Genomic DNA, 21250 nt, shown 5'->3' with positions numbered 1-21250 from the left:
GCGGGATGGAGCAGCCCGGTAGCTCGTCAGGCTCATAACCTGAAGGTCGTAGGTTCAAATCCTACTCCCGCAACCAACGATAATTGCGAAACCGCCTCAGCCATGTCGGCTTGGGCGGTTTTTGCTTTTTTGTCAGACGCTAAGGCGAGGATGCCGGCAAGATCTCCATGCAGATCAATGTCATATCCATCTTCAGAAGGTGTCAGCAGCACTTTGTCGATCAGAGCGCGCAGCGCCTCAGCAGCTTCGCTGCGTACGTCGGGCTCATTGAGGGCGTTGGCAAGATCGCTGACTTTGGAGTGATAGAGCCTCGACATGTTGGGGTGAAGCACAGGTTGAGCCCAAAGACGACATAGATACAGATTTTGAGAGCTGCGTTCTTCGCTCAGGGCGAAAACCTGACTTTCGCAGCAATCGCAAAAACTCGCGTTGACTTTGACTGGTTTTGGGTTCCGAGTGAAATTAGAAACAGCTTACAGGACTATGGGAAGCTCAAGCGTAATGCTAGCTCCTCTTTCGACTCGGTTGATTTCGACAATTCCTCCGTGGCGCTGCGCCACTGCAGAGACGATTGATAACCCCAATCCGCTGCCCTCGGAATACTCCAACTGAGAAAACCGATTGAATGCGACTTCGCTTTGGTCTGGCGAAAGGCCAGCTCCGTCATCCGCCACGGTTAGGTTGAGGAATTTATTATCACACCGCAGCACAACTGAGATTTGGCTCAACTCTGGGCCACCGTGTTTGACTGCGTTGTCCAGCAGGTTCTTTAAAGCCTCAATCAGAAAGACCCGATCGCCGGATACAGTGACTGCCGTCTCAGGCATCGTGACATCAAACTCGATACCTTTTGCGAGGATGTGAACTCCCATCTCAGCGCAGGCCTCTTCCACGACCGAACGAAAGTCAATTTTATCCATTTGGTCTTGGTGCGTCGGCTGCCTGAGCCTCTCAAGTGACAACAGCTGTTCGGCGACTGTTGCTGAGTTTTTAGCCGCTGCAACAAGCTCTGAGATGCGTTTTTCTCGGTCGTCATCCGTTTTCGCATCCTGCAGCGCTTCGGCCATTGACTGCACGGCCGCCGCTGGATTCCGCAGTTGATGTGCAGCTTCGGATATAAACACTTGGTGGGCGTTGATACTTTTTTCCACCTGTCCAAAAAGCCGGTTCAGGGTTCTGACAACACCTTGAACTTCGATTGGGACAGGGCGCTTGATCTCACTGAGGTCATCTGGTGAACGCAGGTCAATTGCGTCCTGCAAATCCAACAAGGGCCTAAGGCCGCGCGCGACGCCGAACCACACCACAATGGCGAGGGTGGCCAGCAGAATTCCCATTAGAATTCCTGCGCGGATTGACAATTCATTGGCGAAGGCGTTGCGATCCGCCATACGTTGCCAGACTGTAACCGTCGCATCTCCGATTAGATTTTCAATGGTCACGCGTTCCGTCATCTTAAGAACGCGCACTGGTTCTTGGCGGTAGAGCGCTTCGAAAAACTGGGGCTTGTACACCTCTTGATCAGACGGGTTGGTGGCGGCCGGGGGGTAGGCATAGCCTGTCACATAGATGCCGCCGGGGCCCGTTACGTGGTAAAAAATCTCTCCGCCTGATGCGTCACGGATCATGCTGCGTGTCGTTGGTGACAGCGCATCACCTCCCGAAATCGCAACATCTCGCGATATTGCGAGACCTGCAGATAACAGGCTGTCGTCGAACAATTCCTGAGCCGTATTCTGCGCAATCATAAAGCGCCAAAGACCAAGCAGAGCGGCAATTAACACCAAGGGGGTTAGGATAAGAATGAAAAGTCTTAACCTGAGCGAGCCGTGATTGATCACTTCTGCACCTCAAGCAGATACCCCAGACCACGGGCTGTCTTTATTCTAATACCCAGATCTTGAAGACGTTTTCTCAGCCGCGATACATGAGGCTCAACGGCGGAAGACTCGACATCTGCACCCACGCCGTAGACGTAATCCGTTAGTTGGCTTTTGGGAACAATTCTGCCCCTGCGTTCCAACAGGCATTCAAGCACCGCGATTTCCCGCCGCGGAAAATCCATAACCTCGCCCTGTACACTTACCTGACGGGCAGCGCGGTCGAATTCCAGGCCACCAATTCTCTCCATTGCGCCGTAGTCGAGTTCTTTGCGTCGAGAAAGCGCCCGGATGCGTGCTTCCAACTCGTCCATTTCGAATGGCTTAACCAGGTAATCATCGGCGCCCATATCCAACCCCGAAACCCGGTCGCTTGTTTCGGCACGTGCCGTAAGCAAGATCACCGGTACGCCGTCACCACGATTGCGAAGAGATTTCAGGATCTCCAGTCCCGACTGTCCAGGCAAATTGATGTCCAGAACAACTAAGTCTGCGCCCTCTTGCGCAAGATACAAGTCAGCCTCATCGCCATCCAAAAGCACTTCTGCTGCATGACCCCGGTCACGTAGGCGATATGCAATAGCTTTGGCGAGGGTCTCGTTGTCTTCGACGATGACGATCCGCATCGGGTCTCCTGCAAGTTTCGCGCAAGGTTGGCACTCCATGATTGCCAGATGGGAGGGGGAATCAACCCCACAGTTCTATTTGCGATCACGGTAGCGCCGAGGGCGTTGACGTGGTTGTCTGGTCAACAGGGAGGAACCAATGACCATTTCCAACTTCACCCGTCGCGCCGTCGTGGGGCTGATCGCCGCCGCCGGTATCGCCGCACCTGCCGCAGCCGAGGTTGATTTCTCGGGTAAGACTGTGGAATGGGTCATCCCGTTCTCGGAAACCGGCGGGTCTGCCAAATGGGCCAACTTCTTTGCGCCGCTTCTGTCCGAAGCGCTGCCGGGTCAACCGACCGTAGTGGTGAAATTCATGCCGGGCGCTGGTTCGACCAAGGGCGCGAACTGGTTCCAGGAGCAGAGCCATGACGACGGTACGCTGCTGTTTGGCACCTCCGGTTCAACTCAATTCCCATATCTGCTTAGTGATCCGCGGGTGCGCTATGAATACAATGACTGGATTCCTGTCATGGCATCAGGAACCGGTGGCGTTGCTTACCTGAACGCAGAGGATGGCGCGAAGTTTGATGGCTCGGCGAATGCTCTGAAGGACACCAACTTCATCTACGGTTCGCAGGGTGCGACGCGTCTTGACCTTGTACCGCTGTTGGCCTGGCAAATGCTTGGCATGAATGTCGAGCCGGTCTTCGGCATCAAGGGACGCGGAGACGGTCGTCTGATGTTCGAACGTGGCGAAGCCAATATCGATTATCAGACCTCGTCCGGCTACTTGGGTGGTTCGGCCCCGTTGGTTGAATCCGGTCAGGCTGTTCCGATGATGACCTGGGGTGCTCTGGATGCAGACGGCAACATCGTTCGCGACCCGACTTTCCCGGATATCCCGACTTTCAAAGAAGTGTGCGAAGCCACCGATGGCTGTGAAACCAGCGGCGAGGCATGGGATGCGTGGAAAGCGTTCTTTGTAGCCGGGTTCCCGGTTCAGAAGCTGGCTTTCCTGCCGGGTGATACACCTCAGGAAGTGGTCGACGCATACACAGCAGCGTTCCAGGCTGTGACGGAGCGCGGCGACTTTGCCGACATCTCCTCAAAGCGCGTGGGCAAATACCCAGTGTTCGTAGGTGACGGCTCTAAAGCGGCATTGCAAACCGCGACAAACGTCGACGACAACGCAAAAGCCTACGTTCTGAACTGGCTCAAAGAAGCCTATGGTGTCGAGCTGAACTAAGCCCAAACACCACCGCGCGTGCCCCAATGTCGGGCGCGCGCTTTTCCAAACACAAGACAATTTATGAAAGGCGGCCGCTATGGAGGCTTTCGCCACAGCTGTTCCTGCGCTTAGTGACGCGTGGGGTCTGATCCTGCAACCTATCGTTCTGGGATATCTTGTTCTCGGTGTCGTCATGGGACTGGCCGTAGGTGTTTTCCCTGGGCTTGGCGGTATTGCTGGTCTGTCCCTATTGCTGCCTTTCATGTTCGGTATGGACCCAATCCTTGGATTGGCGTTGATGATCGGGATGGTCGCCGTTGTGCCGACCTCTGACACCTTCGCGTCAGTTCTTATGGGCATCCCAGGTAGCTCTGCCTCGCAGGCTACGGTGTTGGATGGTTTCCCGATGGCGAAGAAAGGCGAAGCCGCGCGGGCATTGTCAGCGGCCTTTGCTTCATCGCTGTTTGGCGGCTTGGTCGGCGCAACTTTTCTGACCATGTTCATTTTGGTCGCGCGGCCCATCGTTCTGGCATTCGGTCTGCCCGAGATGCTGATGATCACCATTCTTGGTTTGTCGATGGTCGCCATTCTCGCCGGGCGTATCCCGTTGAAGGGTGTCGCCGCCGCAGGGCTGGGCCTGATGGTTGGCACGATTGGCGAGGCGGATGCAGGCGGCTCACTTCGTATGGCCACTTATGACATTCCTTATCTGACCGACGGTCTGAAATTGGTCATCGTTGGCTTGGGTATCTTTGCGGTGCCGGAAATCGTCTCGCTGCTGCGTCAAGACCGATCCATTGCCAAGGGCGCTTTGCTAGGAGCTGGTTGGTTTGATGGGGTCAAAGACTGGGCTGCGAACATCTGGTTGTCGGTCCGCTGTTCGATCATTGGCGTGGTTGTCGGTGTCATTCCTGGTCTTGGTGGCTCGGTTGTTGACTGGATCGCTTATGGCCATTCGGTTCAATCGACCAAAGACAAAAGCAACTTCGGCAAAGGCGAAGTGCGTGGCGTCATCGGGCCGGAAAGCTCGAACAATGCCAAGGAGGGCGGGGGGCTTGTCCCAACGCTACTGTTTGGTATCCCCGGCTCGGGTTCGATGGCGATCTTTATCGGCGCCGTCGCACTGTTGGGATCCGGAGATATCGAGGTCGGTCCTAGCATGCTCAAGGATAATCTCGACATCACCTATTCGATTGTCTGGTTGCTGGCTCTCGCCAACGTGGTGGGCACCATCTTATGCATCGCGGCCTCGGGTGGGATAGCCAAGCTGACGACAATCCGTTTCACCTATCTGGCGCCGTTTCTGTTCATGCTGATCAGCTTCGCGGCATTCCAGTCCGGTCAAAACTTCGAAGACCTGCTGGCCCTGTTCGTCATCGGCCTGATCGGTATTTTCCTGCGCCGTTTCGACTGGTCGCGACCGGCCTTTCTGATTGGGTTCGTGCTGTCGAACCCGGTTGAGAAGTTCACCAACCAGGCGTTCCAGATTGCCTCTTTCCGCTTCCGCAAAAGCTTTGGTGAGGGGATGGAATATGTCTTCAGCCCGATCGTTATCGTGCTGATCGTGGTTACCGTGGTTTCGGTCATTCTGGGTATTCGCCAAGCTAAGATGATCATGGCCGAAGGTGAGGTCAAATCCGGAAGCAAGCGCGCGCCGCTGATCTTTTTGCTGGTGATCATGGCCTATCTGATCGTGGCTTTGGTCAATGCCAACATGATCCCTAACCACAATATGACCGACAAGATCATCCCGCTGGTGATCGGTAGCGTGTCGCTGTTCTGCTGCGTCATTCTGTTGATCCAGATGATGCGGCGACCCGAGGGGGATGCAATCTTTGCCGACAAGGAAATTGCCGGCGAGGATGCAAGCGCGCCACATGGACTTTGGTCAACGCTCGCGTGGTTCGCAAGTCTGATCGCGGCCACCTGGGTTGTGGGGTTCATCCTCGCCCTGATCGGGTTCCTGATCGCATTCTTCCGCATTCGCGCCGGGTCCAGCTGGCAGATGACGCTGCTCCTGACGGCCTGCGGCATCGGTTTCATGTGCTTCATGGCTGGTGCCCTGAACCGGGATTTCCCGCCGGGTCTGCTGCAAGACATGGTGAACCTGCCATGGCCACTCAAGTAGGCGCTCCACGGATGCCTGGCCTGCCAATCTGACGGGTCGGGCAGCGCTGAAATCAGAAATTTCAAAGGTTTGTAAAGGAGGGTTCGCAATGACCCAGACAGCAATCCCATATGTCTTCATGCGCGGCGGCACTTCCCGAGGGCCTTATTTTCGACGCTCTGATCTGCCTGAAGATAGGGACAAGCTGGCTGATGTGCTGGTTGCTGCCCTCGGGGCCGGACAAGCGCTCAACATCGACGGGATCGGTGGTGGTAACGCAGTGACGACCAAAGTGGCGATGCTATCCGTCAGCGAGGACGAATGGGCGGATATCGACTATTTCTTCGCGCAGGTTTCTGTTGATGAGAAACTGGTCGATTTTAAACCAACTTGCGGGAACATCCTCTCCGGAGTTGGTCCAGCTGCGATCGAAATGGGATTGCTTCAGCCCAACGGCGATGAGACCGAAATCCGCATTCGCGCTGTAAATACGGGTGCCCGTGTCGTTGCAAAAGTACAGACCCCGGGCGGTGAGTTGGTCTACGAGGGCGATGCGGAAATCGCGGGGGTTCCCGGTCATTCTGCACCCGTGCAACTGAGCTTTATGGGCGTTGTGGGCTCGGCGACAGGTTCATTTCTACCCACAGGAAATTTGCGCGATACAGTGCAGGGGATCGAGCTGACTTGCATGGATGTCGCTATGCCAATGGCCATCGCCCGGGCAGCGGATTTCGGACTGACAGGGTATGAAAGCGTTGAAGAGCTTAATACCAACCGGGCTTTCTTTGACCGGATGGAGGCAGTACGGATCGAAGCCGGGAAACTGATGGGTATGGGGGACGTATCGAAATCTGTAACTCCCAAATTCGGCCTGATGGCACCCGCCAGAGAGGGTGGAACCCTTGCGGTTCGGTATTTCATGCCATGGAAAACCCACCCAACAATGGCCGTTACGGGTGCGCAATGCATGGCATCTTGCGCTTTGACGCCCGGAACCGTCGCAGACGGGTTGCTTGATCGCCCGGGTTCAAGCCCGGCTGAAGTTGTGTTGGAGCACGCCTCGGGCAAGATCGACGTTCTGGTGGACTTCTCGAACGACGGGGAGTTCAACGTAATTTCTGCCGGTCTGGTGAGGACTGCGCGTAAATTGGCGGACGGGCATGTTTATGTGCCGGAATCTGAGTGGAACGGCAGTTGAAATGACAATTCTCATTAGGTATACTATGGTATACATCATGAGGGTATCACGATGGACGACTATTCCGAATGCCTTGATATCGCGCGTCAGGAACTCAGGCTGGCGCAGGCGGCTCTGCGGAGGGATATCTCGGACTACCCGACTCCGATTGCCGGGTGTGACGAGCAATTCAACCATTTGCTGGATCAACGTGAACGGGTTCGCAATGCGCTTGAAGCACTCGACACACTTCATTTTGTGCCGACGCCAAGAAATCTGAGCACCGAGTAGGGTATAGAAAGTCGATGAAAGTACACATTCTGGATGACTGGTTTGACACACTGCAGGGCCTGCCCTGTTTTGAAAAGCTATCTGGCCATAAGGTGAAGGTCTGGACAGATCATGTTGATGATACCAGCGAATTGGCTGAACGCTTGCAGGAGGCTGAGGCGCTGGTGTTGTTTCGCGAACGCACCAAGATCACCCGCGATTTGGTTGAAAAACTCCCAAACCTGAAGTTGATCAGTCAGCGCAGTGTATATCCACACGTCGATGTGCAGGCGTGCTCGGACAACGGAGTGCTGCTGTGTTCGAACATGCATGGCGGCATGCCTTCATATGCCGCAGCCGAACTGACATGGGCGCTGATCATGGCGGGGATGCGCGATTTGCCTGCGCAGATGGCCTCGGTCAAAACCGGACATTGGCAGGCCGGAGTTGGCAAGACCCTGAGGGGGAGGAAACTGGGGCTGTATGGATATGGCCGTATCGCCCGCGCTGTTGCTGACTACGCCGAGGCGTTCGGGATGAATGTGGTCTGGTGGTCCTCGGACGATGGCCGGGCACGCGCGCAGGCCGACGGCGTGCAGATTGCCACAAGCCGTGAAGCGTTCTTTGCCAACAGCGATGTTGTCTCGGTCCACGTCCGCCTGAAGCCCAACACGCAAGGTATCATCACAGCGTCAGATTTCTCGCAGATGCAACCGGGCGCGATGTTTGTGAACACCTCCCGGGCCGGGCTGATCGCTCCGGGTGCTTTGTTGGACGCGCTGAAAGCCGGTCGCCCGGGGAAGGCCGCAATTGATGTCTTCGATTCCGAGCCGCTCATTGACCCGAATGATCCGTTGCTATCGCACCCAAACCTGATTGCGACACCACATATAGGTTTTGTGACCGAGGACGAGTTCGATCTGCAATTCTCCGACATTTTCGATCAGGTGAACGCCTATGCTGAAGGCACTCCCATTCACATGATCAATCCCGAGGTTTGGACCAGCGCAGGATGAGGTTGGCTGCTATGGGCGCGCCGATGATCACCAGCACAATCCTTGTCAGGTGGTGCGTTATGACAAAGCCCAGATCCGCGCCAGATACGATGGCCAAAACCGTCATCTCTGCCTGCCCGCCAGGGGCAAACGCCAAAAATGCCTCGACAGGTTGACCGAGCCCCAACGTGGTGACAACAGCAGTGAAAGCGGCGGCCAAGATGGCAAGGACGATGACATAGGCGAAGCCCGCTGCAACCACCCGGCGGAGTTCAACCCAAGTGACGCCTACGAATTTCACGCCTATCCCGCACCCGATAAAGAACTGCGCTGCAAGGATAGCCTCGCGCGGCGGTCGGGTATGAATGAAATCACCCAGTGACAGAGCCGATGTCAGGATCATTGGGCCGAGGATGGATGCCCCGAACAAGCCGATCCTCTCACCGCCTTTCCAGCCTATAAGGGCGGCCAGTACCATCAGCGCCAACTCATGTATTGGCAGGTCGCGCGCAGGCTCTCCGATTGGGTTGGTGAGCTGGGCATCGTAGAACACTGTCAGAAACAGTGGGGCCAGTGTCACGATGATCAGCACGCGCGTACCGTGGATCAGGGATAGCGTACGCGGGTTGGCGCCTGCTTCGGCGCCAAAGATGATCATGTCCTGCAATCCGCCTGGCATGGCAGCATAAAACGCGGTCGTGGAGTCAAAGCCCCAAATCTTGCGAAAGAATGGCACGCCTACCAGCGCGATCAGCAGGATAAAGAACGGGACCAGTGCTATAGACGCGGCCATCTTCGGCAATTCGACAAAAAGGGCAGGGGTAATCGAAGCCCCAACTGCAACGCCGAGTATGGTGCGCGCTGCAACCGATATCTGACCAAAACCTTCCATAGGGGCATGCGCTAGGGCGGCGATCAGACACGCGCTCATTGGGCCGAATAGAAAGGGCAGCGGCAGGTTCAACGCCCAAAATACTCCGGTGCCCAACAGCGCAAGGACCAGTGTTACGGCCCGCTTTGTCAGGAAAGAGGGTGTTTTGTTTTGGGTGGGCAAGGCACGGCTTTCGATAATATTGACTCACAACGTATCCAAATGTATACAAGTGGACGCAAAAAGACAAGTGAGCGCTCGATGACCATTCAAGACGACCCCTATCAGCCTGGCCCACAAGGCAATTCAGCGTATCAACACCTGCTGGATGAGATTCGGGATGGCACACTTCAGCCTGGCGAACGCCTGCGCGAGATTGAGTTGTCAGAACGATTGGGCGTCAGTCGCACCCCTGTGCGCGAAGCTATCCGGCAGTTGGAGTCCGACGGGCTAGTAACTCATGTGCCACGGCAGGGCGCAACCGTACGTTGTCTCGATTACGCCGAAGTAATGGAACTCTATGAGATGCGCGCGGTGCTCGAGGGAACTGCAGCCCGTTTAGCAGCGCGTGCTGCATCGGATGTCGAGCTAGACGAGCTGAGCGTTTTGAATGTTCGCTTGGCCGAGGCTGGTACCGGTTCGGAAGCGGCTCGGATAAACCGGATTTTCCACGCCACACTTTTGGACGCAGCAAAGAACCGGTTTCTTGCCAAGTCTATGTTGTCTTTGCAAAAAGCGCTGTTGATCCTTGGGCCATCGCAATTGCTGGACGGTGATCGGGCCGAGACAGCAGTGGCAGAGCATAAGCGCGTCATGGCTGCCTTAAAGGCCCGTGATGGCGCAGCGGCTGAAACAGAAATGCGCGCGCATATTCAGGCTGCACAACGGATGCGTATTCGGGCGTTGCAAGAACGCGACCGGACAACCGACAAAAATCAATAGGTAGACAGGATATGGCCACCCAAAAGGAAGCTTATGATATCGCTGTGATCGGCGGTGGGAATGCTGCCCTCTGCGCCGCGATGACTGCTGCCGAGGCAGGCGCCCGTGTTCTGATCCTCGAGACGGCACCAAAAGCCTATCGTGGTGGAAACTCGCGCCATACACGCAATTTTCGTTGTATGCATGGCGCTCCTCTGGGCCCGCTGATCGAAGAATACAGTGAAGATGAGTATCTTGAAGATCTGCTCAAGGTCACTGGCGGCAAAACCGACGAACATCTTGCTCGCCTCGCGATCCGAACCTCCGAGGAATGCCTTCCGTGGATGGAAGAACACGGCGTCAGGTTCCAACCATCCCTGTCCGGGACCCTGTCACTGGCGCGGACCAACGCCTTCTTCATGGGGGGCGGGAAGTCTCTGGTGAACGCCTATTACCGAACTGCGGCGGGTCTGGGTGTCGATGTTCTGTACGAAGCTGCTGTCACGCATCTGGAGTTGAACGGTGATCGGATCGAGTGGGTCGATTACACCTATGAGGGCCAATCTCATCGCATCACGCCCAAAGCTGTCATCGTTGCCTCAGGTGGGTTTCAGGCCGACACCGATTGGCTGACCCGTGCATGGGGTGAGCCTGCCAAGAACTTCTTGATCCGGGGCACACCCTATAACCGTGGTGTGGTTCTGTCCGATCTGTTGGATCAAGGTGTGGACAGCGTCGGCGATCCGACCCAGTGCCACGCCGTCGCCATTGACGGGCGCGCGCCGAAGTTCGATGGCGGTATCGTCACCCGCCTGGACTGTGTGCCGTTTTCAATCGTCGTGAACAAGAATGCCGAGCGGTTTTATGACGAGGGCGAAGACGTTTGGCCCAAGCGCTATGCGATCTGGGGACGTCTGGTGGCGGCCCAACCGGATCAAGTTGGCTATGTGATCATCGATGCTAAGTCGCTGAACCTGTTTATGCCGTCGGTCTTTCCACCACTGAAGGCGGACACCCTGGAAGAACTGGCTGCAATGATGGATCTGCCCGCCGACAAGCTGAAGGCGACCGTTGCAGAATTCAACGAAGCATGCGGCGATACCAGTGGATTCCATCCGACTGAGTTGGACGGGGTCACGACCTCGGGTCTGACGCCGCCCAAGACGAACTGGGCGCGTCCGATCACCGAGCCTCCGTTTTATGGCTATTCGCTGCGCACCGGTGTGACCTTCACCTATCTGGGCCTGAAGGTCGACGACACAGCGCAATGTTCGACCGCCAACGGAAAGATCAAAAGCCTTTGGGCCGCCGGCGAGACCATGGCCGGGTCGATCCTGGGGCAGGGGTATCTGGCCGGTTTCGGCATGACCATCGGAACCGTTTTTGGACGCATCGCAGGACGTGAGGCCGCTGCTTATGCAAACTGAACTTATCCAAGAAGCCCGCCGTCAGGCCGAGATTTGTAACGCTTGCCGCTATTGCGAGGGCTATTGTTCGGTCTTCCCGTCGCTGCACGCGGAACGCGCGTTCTCGGATGGAGACATCACGCAACTGGCCAACCTGTGCCACAACTGCAGAGGGTGTTACTACGCTTGTCAGTATACGGCACCGCACGAGTTTGACCTAAACCTGCCGAAAGCTCTCGCTGAAGTGCGGCGGGACAGTTGGGAAAGCTTTGCTTGGCCGCAGCCTTTGGCGCGGCGGTTCCATACGCATGGTGGCGCGATCGCGCTGGCCCTGGTCATCGGTTTTGCCCTGCTGTTCTGGGCAATTCGCGTTATCGGTTCCAGCGGAGGAGAGGGGTTTTATGCAGTCCTGTCCCACAATGCGATGGTCGCAATCTTTGCGCCGGCATTCTTGTTGCCACTCTTTAGCTTGGCTATCAGCCTGAGGCGCTATTGGGCGGAGGTCGGTGGCAAACCCATCCAAATGTCTGATCTGACAGTTGCGTTCAAACGCGCTGGCAATATGCAAGACTTGGCCGCAGGCCACGGCGAGGGTTGCAATTTCGAGGACGAAGACCGCTTCAGTCAGGCCCGACGCCACATTCACCACGCCATCATGTACGGCTTCCTGCTGTGCTTTGCGTCGACCTCGGTGGCGACGGTTATGCACTACGGGTTCGGGTTGCACGCGCCCTACGGGTTCTGGTCTCTGCCAAAACTCTTCGGCGTTTCCGGTGGTATTTTGCTGACATTAGGTTGTGCAGCCATGGTTCTGCTCAAGCAAAAGTCGGATCGCGAGCTTGGCGACCCGTCTGCATGGGGCGGCGAAATCGGCTTCGTCCTATTGCTCGGCTTTGTCGGGCTGAGCGGGCTGGTCCTTTACGTCCTCGGTTCAACTGCTCTGATGCCCGCGCTGCTTGCCATCCACCTTGGCTCGGTTCTGACGTTCTTCCTGCTCGTACCATACACCAAGATGGCTCATGGCTTCTATCGACTTGCAGCTTTGATCAGAGACGCGCAGCGTAAGAGAGAATTGTCCTTTGGTTGCTAGCAAACATCCACCGCCAAGGGATTAAAAAGTCGCAATTCAAGCGCATTTTGACGCCCTTGCAGTCTTCGTTCCAGCACCCCGGGTTGCGGTCAACGTCTGGAATGGGTCTGTTTGCTGTGATTGACAACATCGACACGAAAGGCAGCTTTGTCCGCGTTGCAGACATTCGCGACAACTTGCTTGAACGTCTACTTTCGCGGGAAGCTGCATCGGATGTGGGGCGATTAAATCACGGTGCGCATCCCAAACCCGATGATCCGCATTCTATCCATGAACAAAGACCACCGACTCTCCCTCGACGTCTTGGGCGTAGGAGAGCCTGACTGCATTTATCGCAACTCTGTGTTCCATTAATCTGGCGAAGTACTCTTGTTGCATTTGTTTTGAGAGAAATAGCGCCAGACCCGAAGGCACTTGGAGCAATAATTCAGCTGTGTTCAGCCAAGAAAGCCAAGGCGTCCCTCTCAAAACGCGGCCATTCCGGGTCGTTGTCAGGGATGGTATGGTTCGAGCTTTCGTAGGCGATGAACTTCGCGTTGGGTAATCCTTTTGCAAACAACCGTCCTTGTTCGACCGGCTGCATCCTGTCACTCGTCCCATGACAAACAAGGCACGGCACTTCGACCTCGGACAATATCGGTGTGATATCGATGTTATCAATCACGCCGCGATACCGCCCCATGTTTTCGGGTGAAATCATCTTGCGCATATCTTCGGCATATTGCCGCCGTTCTTCTTGGCTCGCGCCCGGCACGATGATTTGCGCCATTAAATCACGCAGAGACGGATAATCATCATCCCACCCGGCAGTCATCATTTGCTTAATTGCGTTGGCGCGTTCCACATCTTTTTGCGACGTTCTTTTTGCCCGACCAATAGGGAACCCACCTATCATTACGATCGCAGACACACGGTCAGGTCGGCGCGCTGCGAAGGCAGCTGCCACTGCGGACCCCTGCGATATCGCAAGGATCGGCGCGCGTTTGATACCCGCTGCGTCGAAAACGGTTTCCAAGTCATCAACGAACCGTTCGAACGTGCAAGTTTCTGCATCCCAGTCGGATAGACCGTTGAGCCTGGCATCAAAACGGACCAAACGATGTCGTTGAGCGATGGAAGTGTAAATTGGAGCTTTCCCCGGATTGCGCCAGTCAAGTTCCAAGTGTCCAATCCAACTTGGCGCCTTTACGACCGGAGGACCGTCCCCAACTGAGCTCCAGGCCAGACTAATGTTGTCGTTAGTTTTGCAATAACGAATTTCCTGTGTTTTGGCGAAGTTAGCGCGCGATTTGGACACATGTTCATCGGTGAAGTTGATCGACAAAACTTCGATCGGCTGTTCAATGCCTTTGAACGTGTGAAGCCCTTCTCGGCGCAAACGTTTGGCATAGTCCGCTCCGGCAAGATCACAAAGTACCTTTGAGACCAGAATGCCCCCGGGTTCAGCTGCCGATTGGAGCCGCGCAGCGATGTTGACGCCGTCTCCGAAGATATCGTCGCCATCGACGGTGACGTCGCCGACATGCAAACCCGCTCTAAGCTGGATACGTTCCGGAACCAAATAGGGATGGTCTGGCTCTCTTAGCTCGGTTTGGATCGCAATTGCCGCTTCTAGGGCGTTTCCTGCTGACGGAAATTCAATCAATGCTCCGTCGCCCAACAGTTTGACCACCCGGCCAGATTTTTGCTCAACGATCGGCGTTACCAAATCGCGGTACAAGGTGTTCAGTGTTTTGAGAAGTAGCTTGGAGCCGCCCTGCATCATCCGACTGAAGCCGACGACATCGAGAGACACAATTGCAGCAAGACGACGTTGACTCATGGTTACTTCCCGCAAGTTGGCTCGAAAACACTACCACGTTCATAGACTGTTAGAACCGGCAACATGCCTAATAACTGTAAACGTGCAGTGGAATGATCGGTAACTAAGATCTCGAATTGACCAAAGACCGTGGAAGCGATCATTAAAAAGGTATGCCTATCCGTTTTCTCAGGGAACGGCGGGTTTGTCCGCATACCGGTCGTTTGCTGCAACTTGCTTGAATGTCCACTGTGCGGACAAAGCCGCCGTTCAGTTTTTGGTTGGTTCGTACGGATCAGGCGTTCCTGGTGGGATTGGCGGGTATTCCTCGAAGGTTGCAATGTGCTCCTGCAACTGCGGCAGCGCCTTTTCGGCCGCCCATGTGTGCGGGAAGAGTACGCTTTCACGCTCGTGTGGGTCATTCAAAAGGTTGTAGATCCTTGGTGTGTCGTAAGACTCCGTTGCACCAAAAGCCGTCGTATTCTCTTTGAAAAGAACTTTCCAATCCTTCCATTTTACGCCGAATATCTGCTTACCCATGTAGACGATCACGCCTTCTCGGTTTGAGTTTGGTTGGTCACCAAGAAAGAACTTTGACTGGTCGACACCATCAAAAGCCCTGTCATCAGGCACCTTGCCTCCTGCGAAAGCCGCAAGTGTCGGATAGAGATCCATTGAGTGGACAACATCGTTGCTTTCAGAACCGGCAGGGATCTTCCCCGGCCACTTGATTGCAAAGGGTACACGCATGCTTCCTTCGAGGCTGGTGAACAGAGTACCGCGCCAAGGCCCGGCCGTACCATGTACCGCAGGAACTGGCGAGACGTTGGCGTTCCCAACCGGAAGAGCTTCGGGGCCGTTGTCAGCAGTAAATATCACCACGGTGTCGTCGGAAACGCCTGCCGCCTCAATCGCATCAACAATACGTCCGATATAGCTATCTGTTTGAAGCAGAATGTCGGCCCAGACGCCGTTTCCAGTGGCGCCTTCGAACTCCTCGGACGCGATGTTTGGATAGTGGGTCTGAGTATAAGCAAGATAGATGAAAAACGGCGCGTCTTCGGCACTCTTCGCTTCGATAAACTCGATGGCCTTTTTCGTCAGGTCGCCATCTATTTCGCCGCGATAGTCCAGATCGTAGTCTTGAGCGATGGTTGCTGGCTCGCCTGCAACACCCTGCATCACTACAGGCTCTTCCATGTTGGCATCGGCAAAACCCGGAAGCGTGCGCCAGACTGTAACGTCAGTGGTCTCAACGCCGTAAAACTCGTCGAATCCTTGATTCGTTGGATAGCGCCCTTCGGTTCATCCAAGATGCCACTTGCCGTACATGGTCGTGTTGTATCCTACCTCCTTCAGCATCTCGGCCATCGTGATTTCCCACTGAGTCAGACCGTAGACGCCACCTCCAAGAGGGACTGTATGGTTGCCACTCCGAACGCCGTACCGTCCTGTCATGGTCGCTGCACGGGACGGCGTGCACTGGCTTTCCACGTTGAAGTTCGTGAGTCGTAATCCTTCCGCTGCCAGGGCGTCCATCTCGGGAGTCGCTGTACCGCGGATAATGCCCCCACCGTTGAATCCGGGTTCACCCCAGCCAAAATTATCAAGAAATATGAATACGATGTTGGGTTTGTCCTGTGCTGAAGCAGCTGAGGAAAATAGAAGAGATAAGGACAGTAGGAATGTTCGCAATAACCACTTCATGATATCGCCTCCAATCAAGATCACGAGCTCAAGACTGACGAACCAAGTCACCAGTCGTCAATAACGTCGTCTCATTGCGGTGCTTTTTCACCGTGGCTGAGCGCCAGAGGTAAGGGTGAAGCTGCGGCCCCGGGCTAGTCGAGCCTCTCCTGAGATCTTCTGAGCTCATCTAAGAAAAACCGTTGTTTTCCTTGACGAACAGTCAGATCAGATGTTGGCATAGGCTGGCATTCAGCGCGGCTGGGAGGTTCAAATGAAGTTTTTTCTGACGACATCGACAGCAATAGTTTCTGCAGCATTCATATCAAGTTCTTCAAATGCTCAAGAGGCCGCACAAGGGGGGCAAGTCGGAGAGATGACCATATCGGTTGATGATATGCGCGAGCCCGCGCCTGCTGATTTCTCACCTTATGCAGGTCGAGACTTTCCTACACGACCTCTGTGGGGTGACACTCACCTGCACACGTCAAATTCGCTCGATGCGCGCGGATTTGGCGTCATTCTGAGCCCCGACGATGCCTATAGGTTTGCACGTGGTGAGGAAGTCACCACATCGCATGGCCTCCGTGTGAAGTTATCGCGTCCGCTCGACTGGCTTGTTGTATCCGATCATTCTGATGCCATGGGTGCAATGAATGAAATCATCGCGGGAAACTCCACGCTGATGCGCGATGCAACGCTCAGAGACTGGAGCGAACGGCTTAATGCGGGCGGAGACGTTGCACTTGGAGCGACTATGGAAGTCATTGAAACCTTTGCTGGCATCACCGGCGAGGCACTTCCCGAGGCTGTTTCAGATCGCAGGTTTGTACAATCCGTGTGGGACGAGTTCACGCAAACTGCGGATCATCACAACGCGCCCGGCACATTCACTGCGTTCATCGGATACGAGTGGACGTCCACCGAAGCTGGAAACAACCTCCATCGTAACGTGATCTACCGGGATGATGCCATTCGCGCTCGGCAAATGCTGCCCTTCACAACCGCGGAAACCTTCAATCCAGAACGGCTATGGGACTGGATGGAAACATATGAGCAAGAGACTGGCGGTCGTGTACTGGCCCTTGCCCACAACGGCAACGTTTCCAACGGCCTGATGTTTCCGGTTGAGACAAACCCTGAAACGGGTGAACCGTTGACGGCGGATTACGCAGAGCGGCGTGCCAAGTGGGAGCCGATGTATGAGATCACCCAAATCAAAGGTGACGGAGAAACGCACCCGTTTTTAAGCCCAAACGATGAATTCGCAGACTATGAAACTTGGGATAAATCCAACCTCGGCCCAACGCCCAAGGAAGACTGGATGCTCCAATACGAGTATGCCCGTGAGGCCTTGAAGAACGGTCTTAAACTAGAGGCTCAGCTGGGTACTAATCCGTATAAATTTGGCGTGGTGGGCTCTACCGACAGCCATACGGCTTTGGCAACAGCGGAAGAAGACAATTTCTTTGGCAAACACTCTGGCGTCGAACCAGAACCCGGCCGTTGGCAACATGTCGTTGGCGAGTTCGATGCCTTGAGGATTCTCGGGTGGGAAATGGCAGCCTCTGGCTATGCAGCGGTCTGGGCTCAGGACAACACACGCGAAGCCATATTCGACGCCATGGAACGGAAAGAAGTTTACGGGACAACCGGTAGTCGCATCGCGGTTCGTTTCTTTGGTGGTTGGGACTTTACGGAAGCTGATGCAAGGTCTCGTTTGCCCGCAGAAATAGGATATGAAAAAGGCGTTCCGATGGGTGGGGACCTCGCAGACGCGACAGAAGGCGCGGACGCCCCAACCTTCTTGGTTGCTGCGCTGAAAGATCCGTTCTCCGGCAATCTCGACCGTGTTCAGATTGTGAAAGGTTGGCTAAATTCCAGCGGCGAAACTGTAGAGCGGGTCTATGACGTGGCTTGGTCGGGAGACCGAGAACCCGATGCGGACGGCAACCTGCCAGCGGTGGGGAACACCGTGGATGTTGCAACGGGCACGTTTACCAATTCCATAGGGTCTCCAGAGCTGATCACTGTTTGGACAGACCCTGAGTTCGATCCTTTAGTACGGGCTTTCTTCTATGCCCGAGTCTTGGAAATTCCCACACCGAGGTGGACAATTTACGATGCTGTTCGGTTCGGAGACGAACTTCCCGCGGAGGTTCCCACGTCAACGCAGGAACGCGCGTACACTTCGCCAATTTGGTATACGCCCGAGAACTGAAAAATACCTAATCCGACGTCGTTGCGGTAAAAGCCCGGCAGTTCCTGTCGCAGCAACAGTAGGCTAATGCGTTCATGCGAACGTCCGCTTAGGGCTGAATGCGGTTTATTCAACGTGATGAGCAAGCTTGCCGTCCCATTCTTCTGTCGAAACTTTGGGTTCCAGCGGGTCTGCAATGTAAGACGGTGTCATGATCTGTGTTCCGTTTTCATTAAACACATCGACAATGTTTTCGCGCAAATCGGACAAAATCTTGGGCAGGCTCGATCCGCGCGAAGTGTATGCGTTGACCTCATAATTTATTGCATAATCAGCCAGCTGCGTCCAAAGCACAAAAGGTTCAGGAGCCTTTCTTAACCCTCGAGTTCGATGAGCTGCCTCTATCAGCATCGCTTTTATCTTCTTTGGTGGCTCCTCGTATCCGATCCCTACTGTCGTGTGGACCAACAGCCCTCGGCCATCCACTTTGCGCGAATAATTTACGACCTCGGAATTGAGCAGCTGTGCATTTGGAATGCTTATCATCTCGTTCTTTATCGATTTAATGAGTGTTTCCATTAACTTGATCTCGGTTACATCCCCAATCTTGTCGCCAACCTGAATGCGATCACCGACGTTGGTACTGCGCCTGTAGATGACAAAAAGGCCGGCCATCATGTTTGAAACAACTGTGTTCGAACCGAGCGAAACCATGATACCCGCCAAAATCGTCAAGCCCTGAAAGGCTCGGGAATCGGAACCAGGGATATACGGGTAGGCAAACACCAGCGCGATGACGATGACCAAAGCTCTGAACAACATCTTGGTTGGAGCGATCCAATGATCTTCAAAGTCTTTGAGTTCGAAAGCACCATTTTCAAGGTTTTCAAAGAACAAGTCGAGGCCGCGAATTGCCAACCGTGTCACAGCTGCGATGATTGCGAGCATGATCAGGTTGGGGACGTATCCAACAATTGCCAAAACGACAGTTACGAGCGGCTCGCTGACGTACTTCAAGAGGATCTGGGCTATGCCCTGTGTTTCAGCAAAGGAGAGTAGCACCAATGAAAGGTAGTAGTAGAAAAAGAACAGAAACAGGACCCACATCAATATGTGGATCGAATAGACTATAATCGACGCGATTGCCCGGCTTCTCAAGATTGATTTGGTGGCTTCCTCGACGCCTTCAGCTCTCTTTTCCAAGTTGTTTCTGATGTAGCCCAATAGCTTCCGTCGCTTCGCAAAAAACGCATACGAAACGAGGGCAAAGACTGCCGTCCAAGCAAATGCAGCCATCGCACTATCTACTCTGCCTTCATTGGACCTAGCATCTCGGTATTGAAGAATTGCAAGCTCAATCGCCTCAGCTTGAAGCCCAGCCAGAACTTCAATAGCCATTTGTTCGTGCTCAGCATCAGCTTGGGTGGTTATCGTAACCATCTGCCCGTCAACGCGTATCATTTTCCCAAATTCGGCGTCCGAAATCTCAAGCTGAACTGAAGCTTTCGTGGATGCATCGGCGACTTGAGCGATCCGCTCCTCAATCTTTCTCGCTCGTTCGGTTGCGGGCAACGCACTTGACCCGCGTACCAAGAACAATTCTTCACCATCCACTATTACCGGCGCAATAAACTCGGGATCATCTCTCTCTTCAGTTAGTGCGAGGATTTCTTCAGACTGAGCAAACGCGACACCGCAGACGAATAGAAGTGGCAGTAACCAAAGTGTAAGAGCCCTCATTATTTTGCTCCTTCTGCGGGGATTATGTGCACATCGCGTTGCGGGAATGGTATAGATATACCTTCTTCATCAAACCTCTCTTTTGCTTGACCGGTTAGGTCCCAATAGACGGTCCAATAGTCATCTGACTTGGACCATGGACGGCAAAAGATGTTGACGGAGTTGTCTCCCAACTCACCCACGAAAATTTCTGGTTCTGGTGTCTTCAGACAAAGCTGGTGACGCGCAACTAAGTCTTTGAGCACTTCAATTGCTTGGGCAGCGTTGTCCGAATAGGCGATACCAAAGACCAGATCGACCCGACGTTCTTCGGATGCGCTTACGTTGGTAATGACATCCCCCCAAATCTTGCTGTTGGGAACTATAATAATCTGGTTGTCGAATGTTCTGATCTTGGTTGAAACCACCGACATCTCATCCACAAACCCAGAAGAGCCGCCTACTTGGATATAGTCGCCAGTGTCGAATGGCTTGAGAACCATGATCATCAGACCGCTTGCGAGGTTTCCCAGCGTTTCCTGCAATGCAAAACCTAGGATGAACGACAAACCGCCGAGCACGGCAAAAAGCGGTGTAACGTTAACTCCGAACAAAGCTAAAACGACGAGTATACCAAGGACGAAAACGGCCCAGTACACGGCGGTGGCAATGAAGCGTTTCAGCATTCTGGAGATAGTTGGAATTTTATTCAGACCCCGTTCAGTGACCCGACGCACCATTCGAGCAATGAACATCATGGCCCAAACTGCCAATAAAACGCCCAAACCAGCCATCAGCAGGCCAACGCCCCCATCCCACGAGAACAACCACGCCCAAGCGTTCTGAAAAAGTGTTTGAAGATCGGTTGTTTTTAGGGCTCCTGTTTTCAATGCGAGAATATAGTCAGTATGGGGTTCTAGTTCTTCCGCCTTTGCGCCTTTCAGGGTCCATGCGTCGAGCACCAGGCGATAGTTGTTGAGAATGTCTGATCCAGAGTCGTTCAAGGAGGACAACTGAGATCGCAAGCTGTCTTCCCGAGTTCCGCTCGCCGACCGAAGTTGCAAGTTTACCTGCGCGACTTCTTCGAGCCGCGAGCGCACATAACTCTGCCAAGTACCAGCGATCTGGGAAAGCTCTTCCGCGGTTAAGGGAACAAGTAGGATCTCGAGATCGTCGGCAACAATCATCTCATCTACGACTGCATTTATAAGATTTGTCTGACGTCAGCACCAATGGGACAGTTTAAGTAGATTTGATAAGAGAGGGTTTCTGGCTCATCGTAACCGCCAAG

16 protein-coding genes and 1 pseudogene are annotated in these 21250 nt (G+C 54.4%); 9 read left to right on the top strand and 8 right to left on the bottom strand.

Annotation, left to right across the window (positions count from 1 at the left end):
* Positions 1–32: 32 nt before the first annotated feature.
* The 3 genes from AC2FFH_RS22475 to AC2FFH_RS22465 all read right to left on the bottom strand — a co-directional run bounded on the left by AC2FFH_RS22475 (position 33) and on the right by AC2FFH_RS22465 (position 2506).
* Positions 33–317: a hypothetical protein gene (locus tag AC2FFH_RS22475; RefSeq protein WP_496770786.1), complete on the bottom strand. Its 285-nt coding sequence runs from the start codon at positions 315–317 to the stop codon at positions 33–35.
* 156 nt (positions 318–473) lie between these two features.
* Entirely contained in the window at positions 474–1784 is a 1311-nt protein-coding gene (locus tag AC2FFH_RS22470; protein WP_496845372.1) for a sensor histidine kinase, read from the bottom strand.
* A 53-nt stretch (positions 1785–1837) separates the two neighbouring features.
* Complete coding sequence (locus AC2FFH_RS22465; RefSeq protein ID WP_496770781.1) at positions 1838–2506, bottom strand: response regulator transcription factor; 669 nt, start codon at positions 2504–2506, stop codon at positions 1838–1840.
* Between the two features lie 139 nt (positions 2507–2645).
* On the opposite strand from AC2FFH_RS22465, the gene AC2FFH_RS22460 reads away from it, so the two are divergent.
* The 5 genes from AC2FFH_RS22460 (at position 2646) to AC2FFH_RS22440 (ending at position 8286) form a co-directional block, all read left to right on the top strand.
* Positions 2646–3734, top strand: a complete 1089-nt coding sequence (locus AC2FFH_RS22460; RefSeq protein WP_496727376.1) for a tricarboxylate transporter — start codon at positions 2646–2648, stop codon at positions 3732–3734.
* Between the two features lie 79 nt (positions 3735–3813).
* The gene (locus AC2FFH_RS22455) at positions 3814–5844 is read left to right on the top strand and encodes a tripartite tricarboxylate transporter permease (RefSeq protein WP_496845371.1); all 2031 of its coding nucleotides are present in this window, start codon (positions 3814–3816) and stop codon (positions 5842–5844) included.
* A gap of 88 nt (positions 5845–5932) precedes the next feature.
* Positions 5933–7021 (top strand): 4-oxalomesaconate tautomerase, encoded by a 1089-nt coding sequence (locus AC2FFH_RS22450; RefSeq protein ID WP_496727374.1) that lies wholly within the window; start codon positions 5933–5935, stop codon positions 7019–7021.
* 51 nt (positions 7022–7072) lie between these two features.
* Positions 7073–7291 carry a hypothetical protein gene (locus AC2FFH_RS22445; RefSeq protein WP_496727373.1) on the top strand — a complete coding sequence of 73 codons (219 nt, stop codon included), beginning with the start codon at positions 7073–7075 and terminating at the stop codon, positions 7289–7291.
* A gap of 14 nt (positions 7292–7305) precedes the next feature.
* The gene (locus AC2FFH_RS22440; protein WP_496845370.1) at positions 7306–8286 is read left to right on the top strand and encodes a D-2-hydroxyacid dehydrogenase family protein; all 981 of its coding nucleotides are present in this window, start codon (positions 7306–7308) and stop codon (positions 8284–8286) included.
* Here AC2FFH_RS22440 and AC2FFH_RS22435 read toward each other — a convergent pair.
* Positions 8255–9319: an AbrB family transcriptional regulator gene (locus tag AC2FFH_RS22435; protein ID WP_496845369.1), complete on the bottom strand. Its 1065-nt coding sequence runs from the start codon at positions 9317–9319 to the stop codon at positions 8255–8257. The two genes, AC2FFH_RS22440 and AC2FFH_RS22435, sit on opposite strands and share 32 nt — an antisense overlap.
* 78 nt (positions 9320–9397) lie before the next feature.
* On the opposite strand from AC2FFH_RS22435, the gene AC2FFH_RS22430 reads away from it, so the two are divergent.
* Genes AC2FFH_RS22430 through tcuB form a run of 3 tightly spaced genes read left to right on the top strand, consistent with a single transcriptional unit; the run spans position 9398 to position 12553 of the window.
* A complete protein-coding gene (locus AC2FFH_RS22430) occupies positions 9398–10078 on the top strand; it encodes a GntR family transcriptional regulator (protein ID WP_496770757.1) in 681 nt (226 codons plus the stop codon).
* 11 nt (positions 10079–10089) lie between these two features.
* Positions 10090–11484 carry an FAD-dependent tricarballylate dehydrogenase TcuA gene (tcuA, locus tag AC2FFH_RS22425; protein ID WP_496770755.1) on the top strand — a complete coding sequence of 465 codons (1395 nt, stop codon included), beginning with the start codon at positions 10090–10092 and terminating at the stop codon, positions 11482–11484.
* On the top strand, positions 11474–12553 hold the full coding sequence (gene tcuB / locus AC2FFH_RS22420) for a tricarballylate utilization 4Fe-4S protein TcuB (protein ID WP_496770753.1): 1080 nt from the start codon (positions 11474–11476) through the stop codon (positions 12551–12553). Before tcuA ends, tcuB begins: the two co-directional genes overlap by 11 nt.
* A 427-nt stretch (positions 12554–12980) precedes the next feature.
* On the opposite strand, the gene AC2FFH_RS22415 is transcribed toward tcuB, so the two are convergent.
* Positions 12981–14375 carry an alpha/beta fold hydrolase gene (locus AC2FFH_RS22415; protein WP_282169975.1) on the bottom strand — a complete coding sequence of 465 codons (1395 nt, stop codon included), beginning with the start codon at positions 14373–14375 and terminating at the stop codon, positions 12981–12983.
* A gap of 249 nt (positions 14376–14624) precedes the next feature.
* Positions 14625–16061: pseudogene (locus tag AC2FFH_RS22410) on the bottom strand (arylsulfatase).
* 253 nt (positions 16062–16314) lie between these two features.
* Here AC2FFH_RS22410 and AC2FFH_RS22405 point away from each other — a divergent pair.
* A complete protein-coding gene (locus AC2FFH_RS22405; RefSeq protein WP_496845368.1) occupies positions 16315–18261 on the top strand; it encodes a DUF3604 domain-containing protein in 1947 nt (648 codons plus the stop codon).
* 105 nt (positions 18262–18366) lie between these two features.
* On the opposite strand, the gene AC2FFH_RS22400 is transcribed toward AC2FFH_RS22405, so the two are convergent.
* A complete protein-coding gene (locus tag AC2FFH_RS22400) occupies positions 18367–19980 on the bottom strand; it encodes a mechanosensitive ion channel family protein (protein WP_496845367.1) in 1614 nt (537 codons plus the stop codon).
* Positions 19980–21146 carry a mechanosensitive ion channel family protein gene (locus AC2FFH_RS22395; RefSeq protein ID WP_496845366.1) on the bottom strand — a complete coding sequence of 389 codons (1167 nt, stop codon included), beginning with the start codon at positions 21144–21146 and terminating at the stop codon, positions 19980–19982. The genes AC2FFH_RS22400 and AC2FFH_RS22395 overlap by 1 nt, the downstream gene beginning before the upstream one ends.
* Between the last annotated feature and the right edge of the window lie 104 nt (positions 21147–21250).

The organism is Ruegeria sp. YTSC003 (assembly GCF_059609785.1).
Note: the sequence above shows the minus strand (reverse complement) of the source record. Positions and strands in the feature narration are given on the sequence as shown.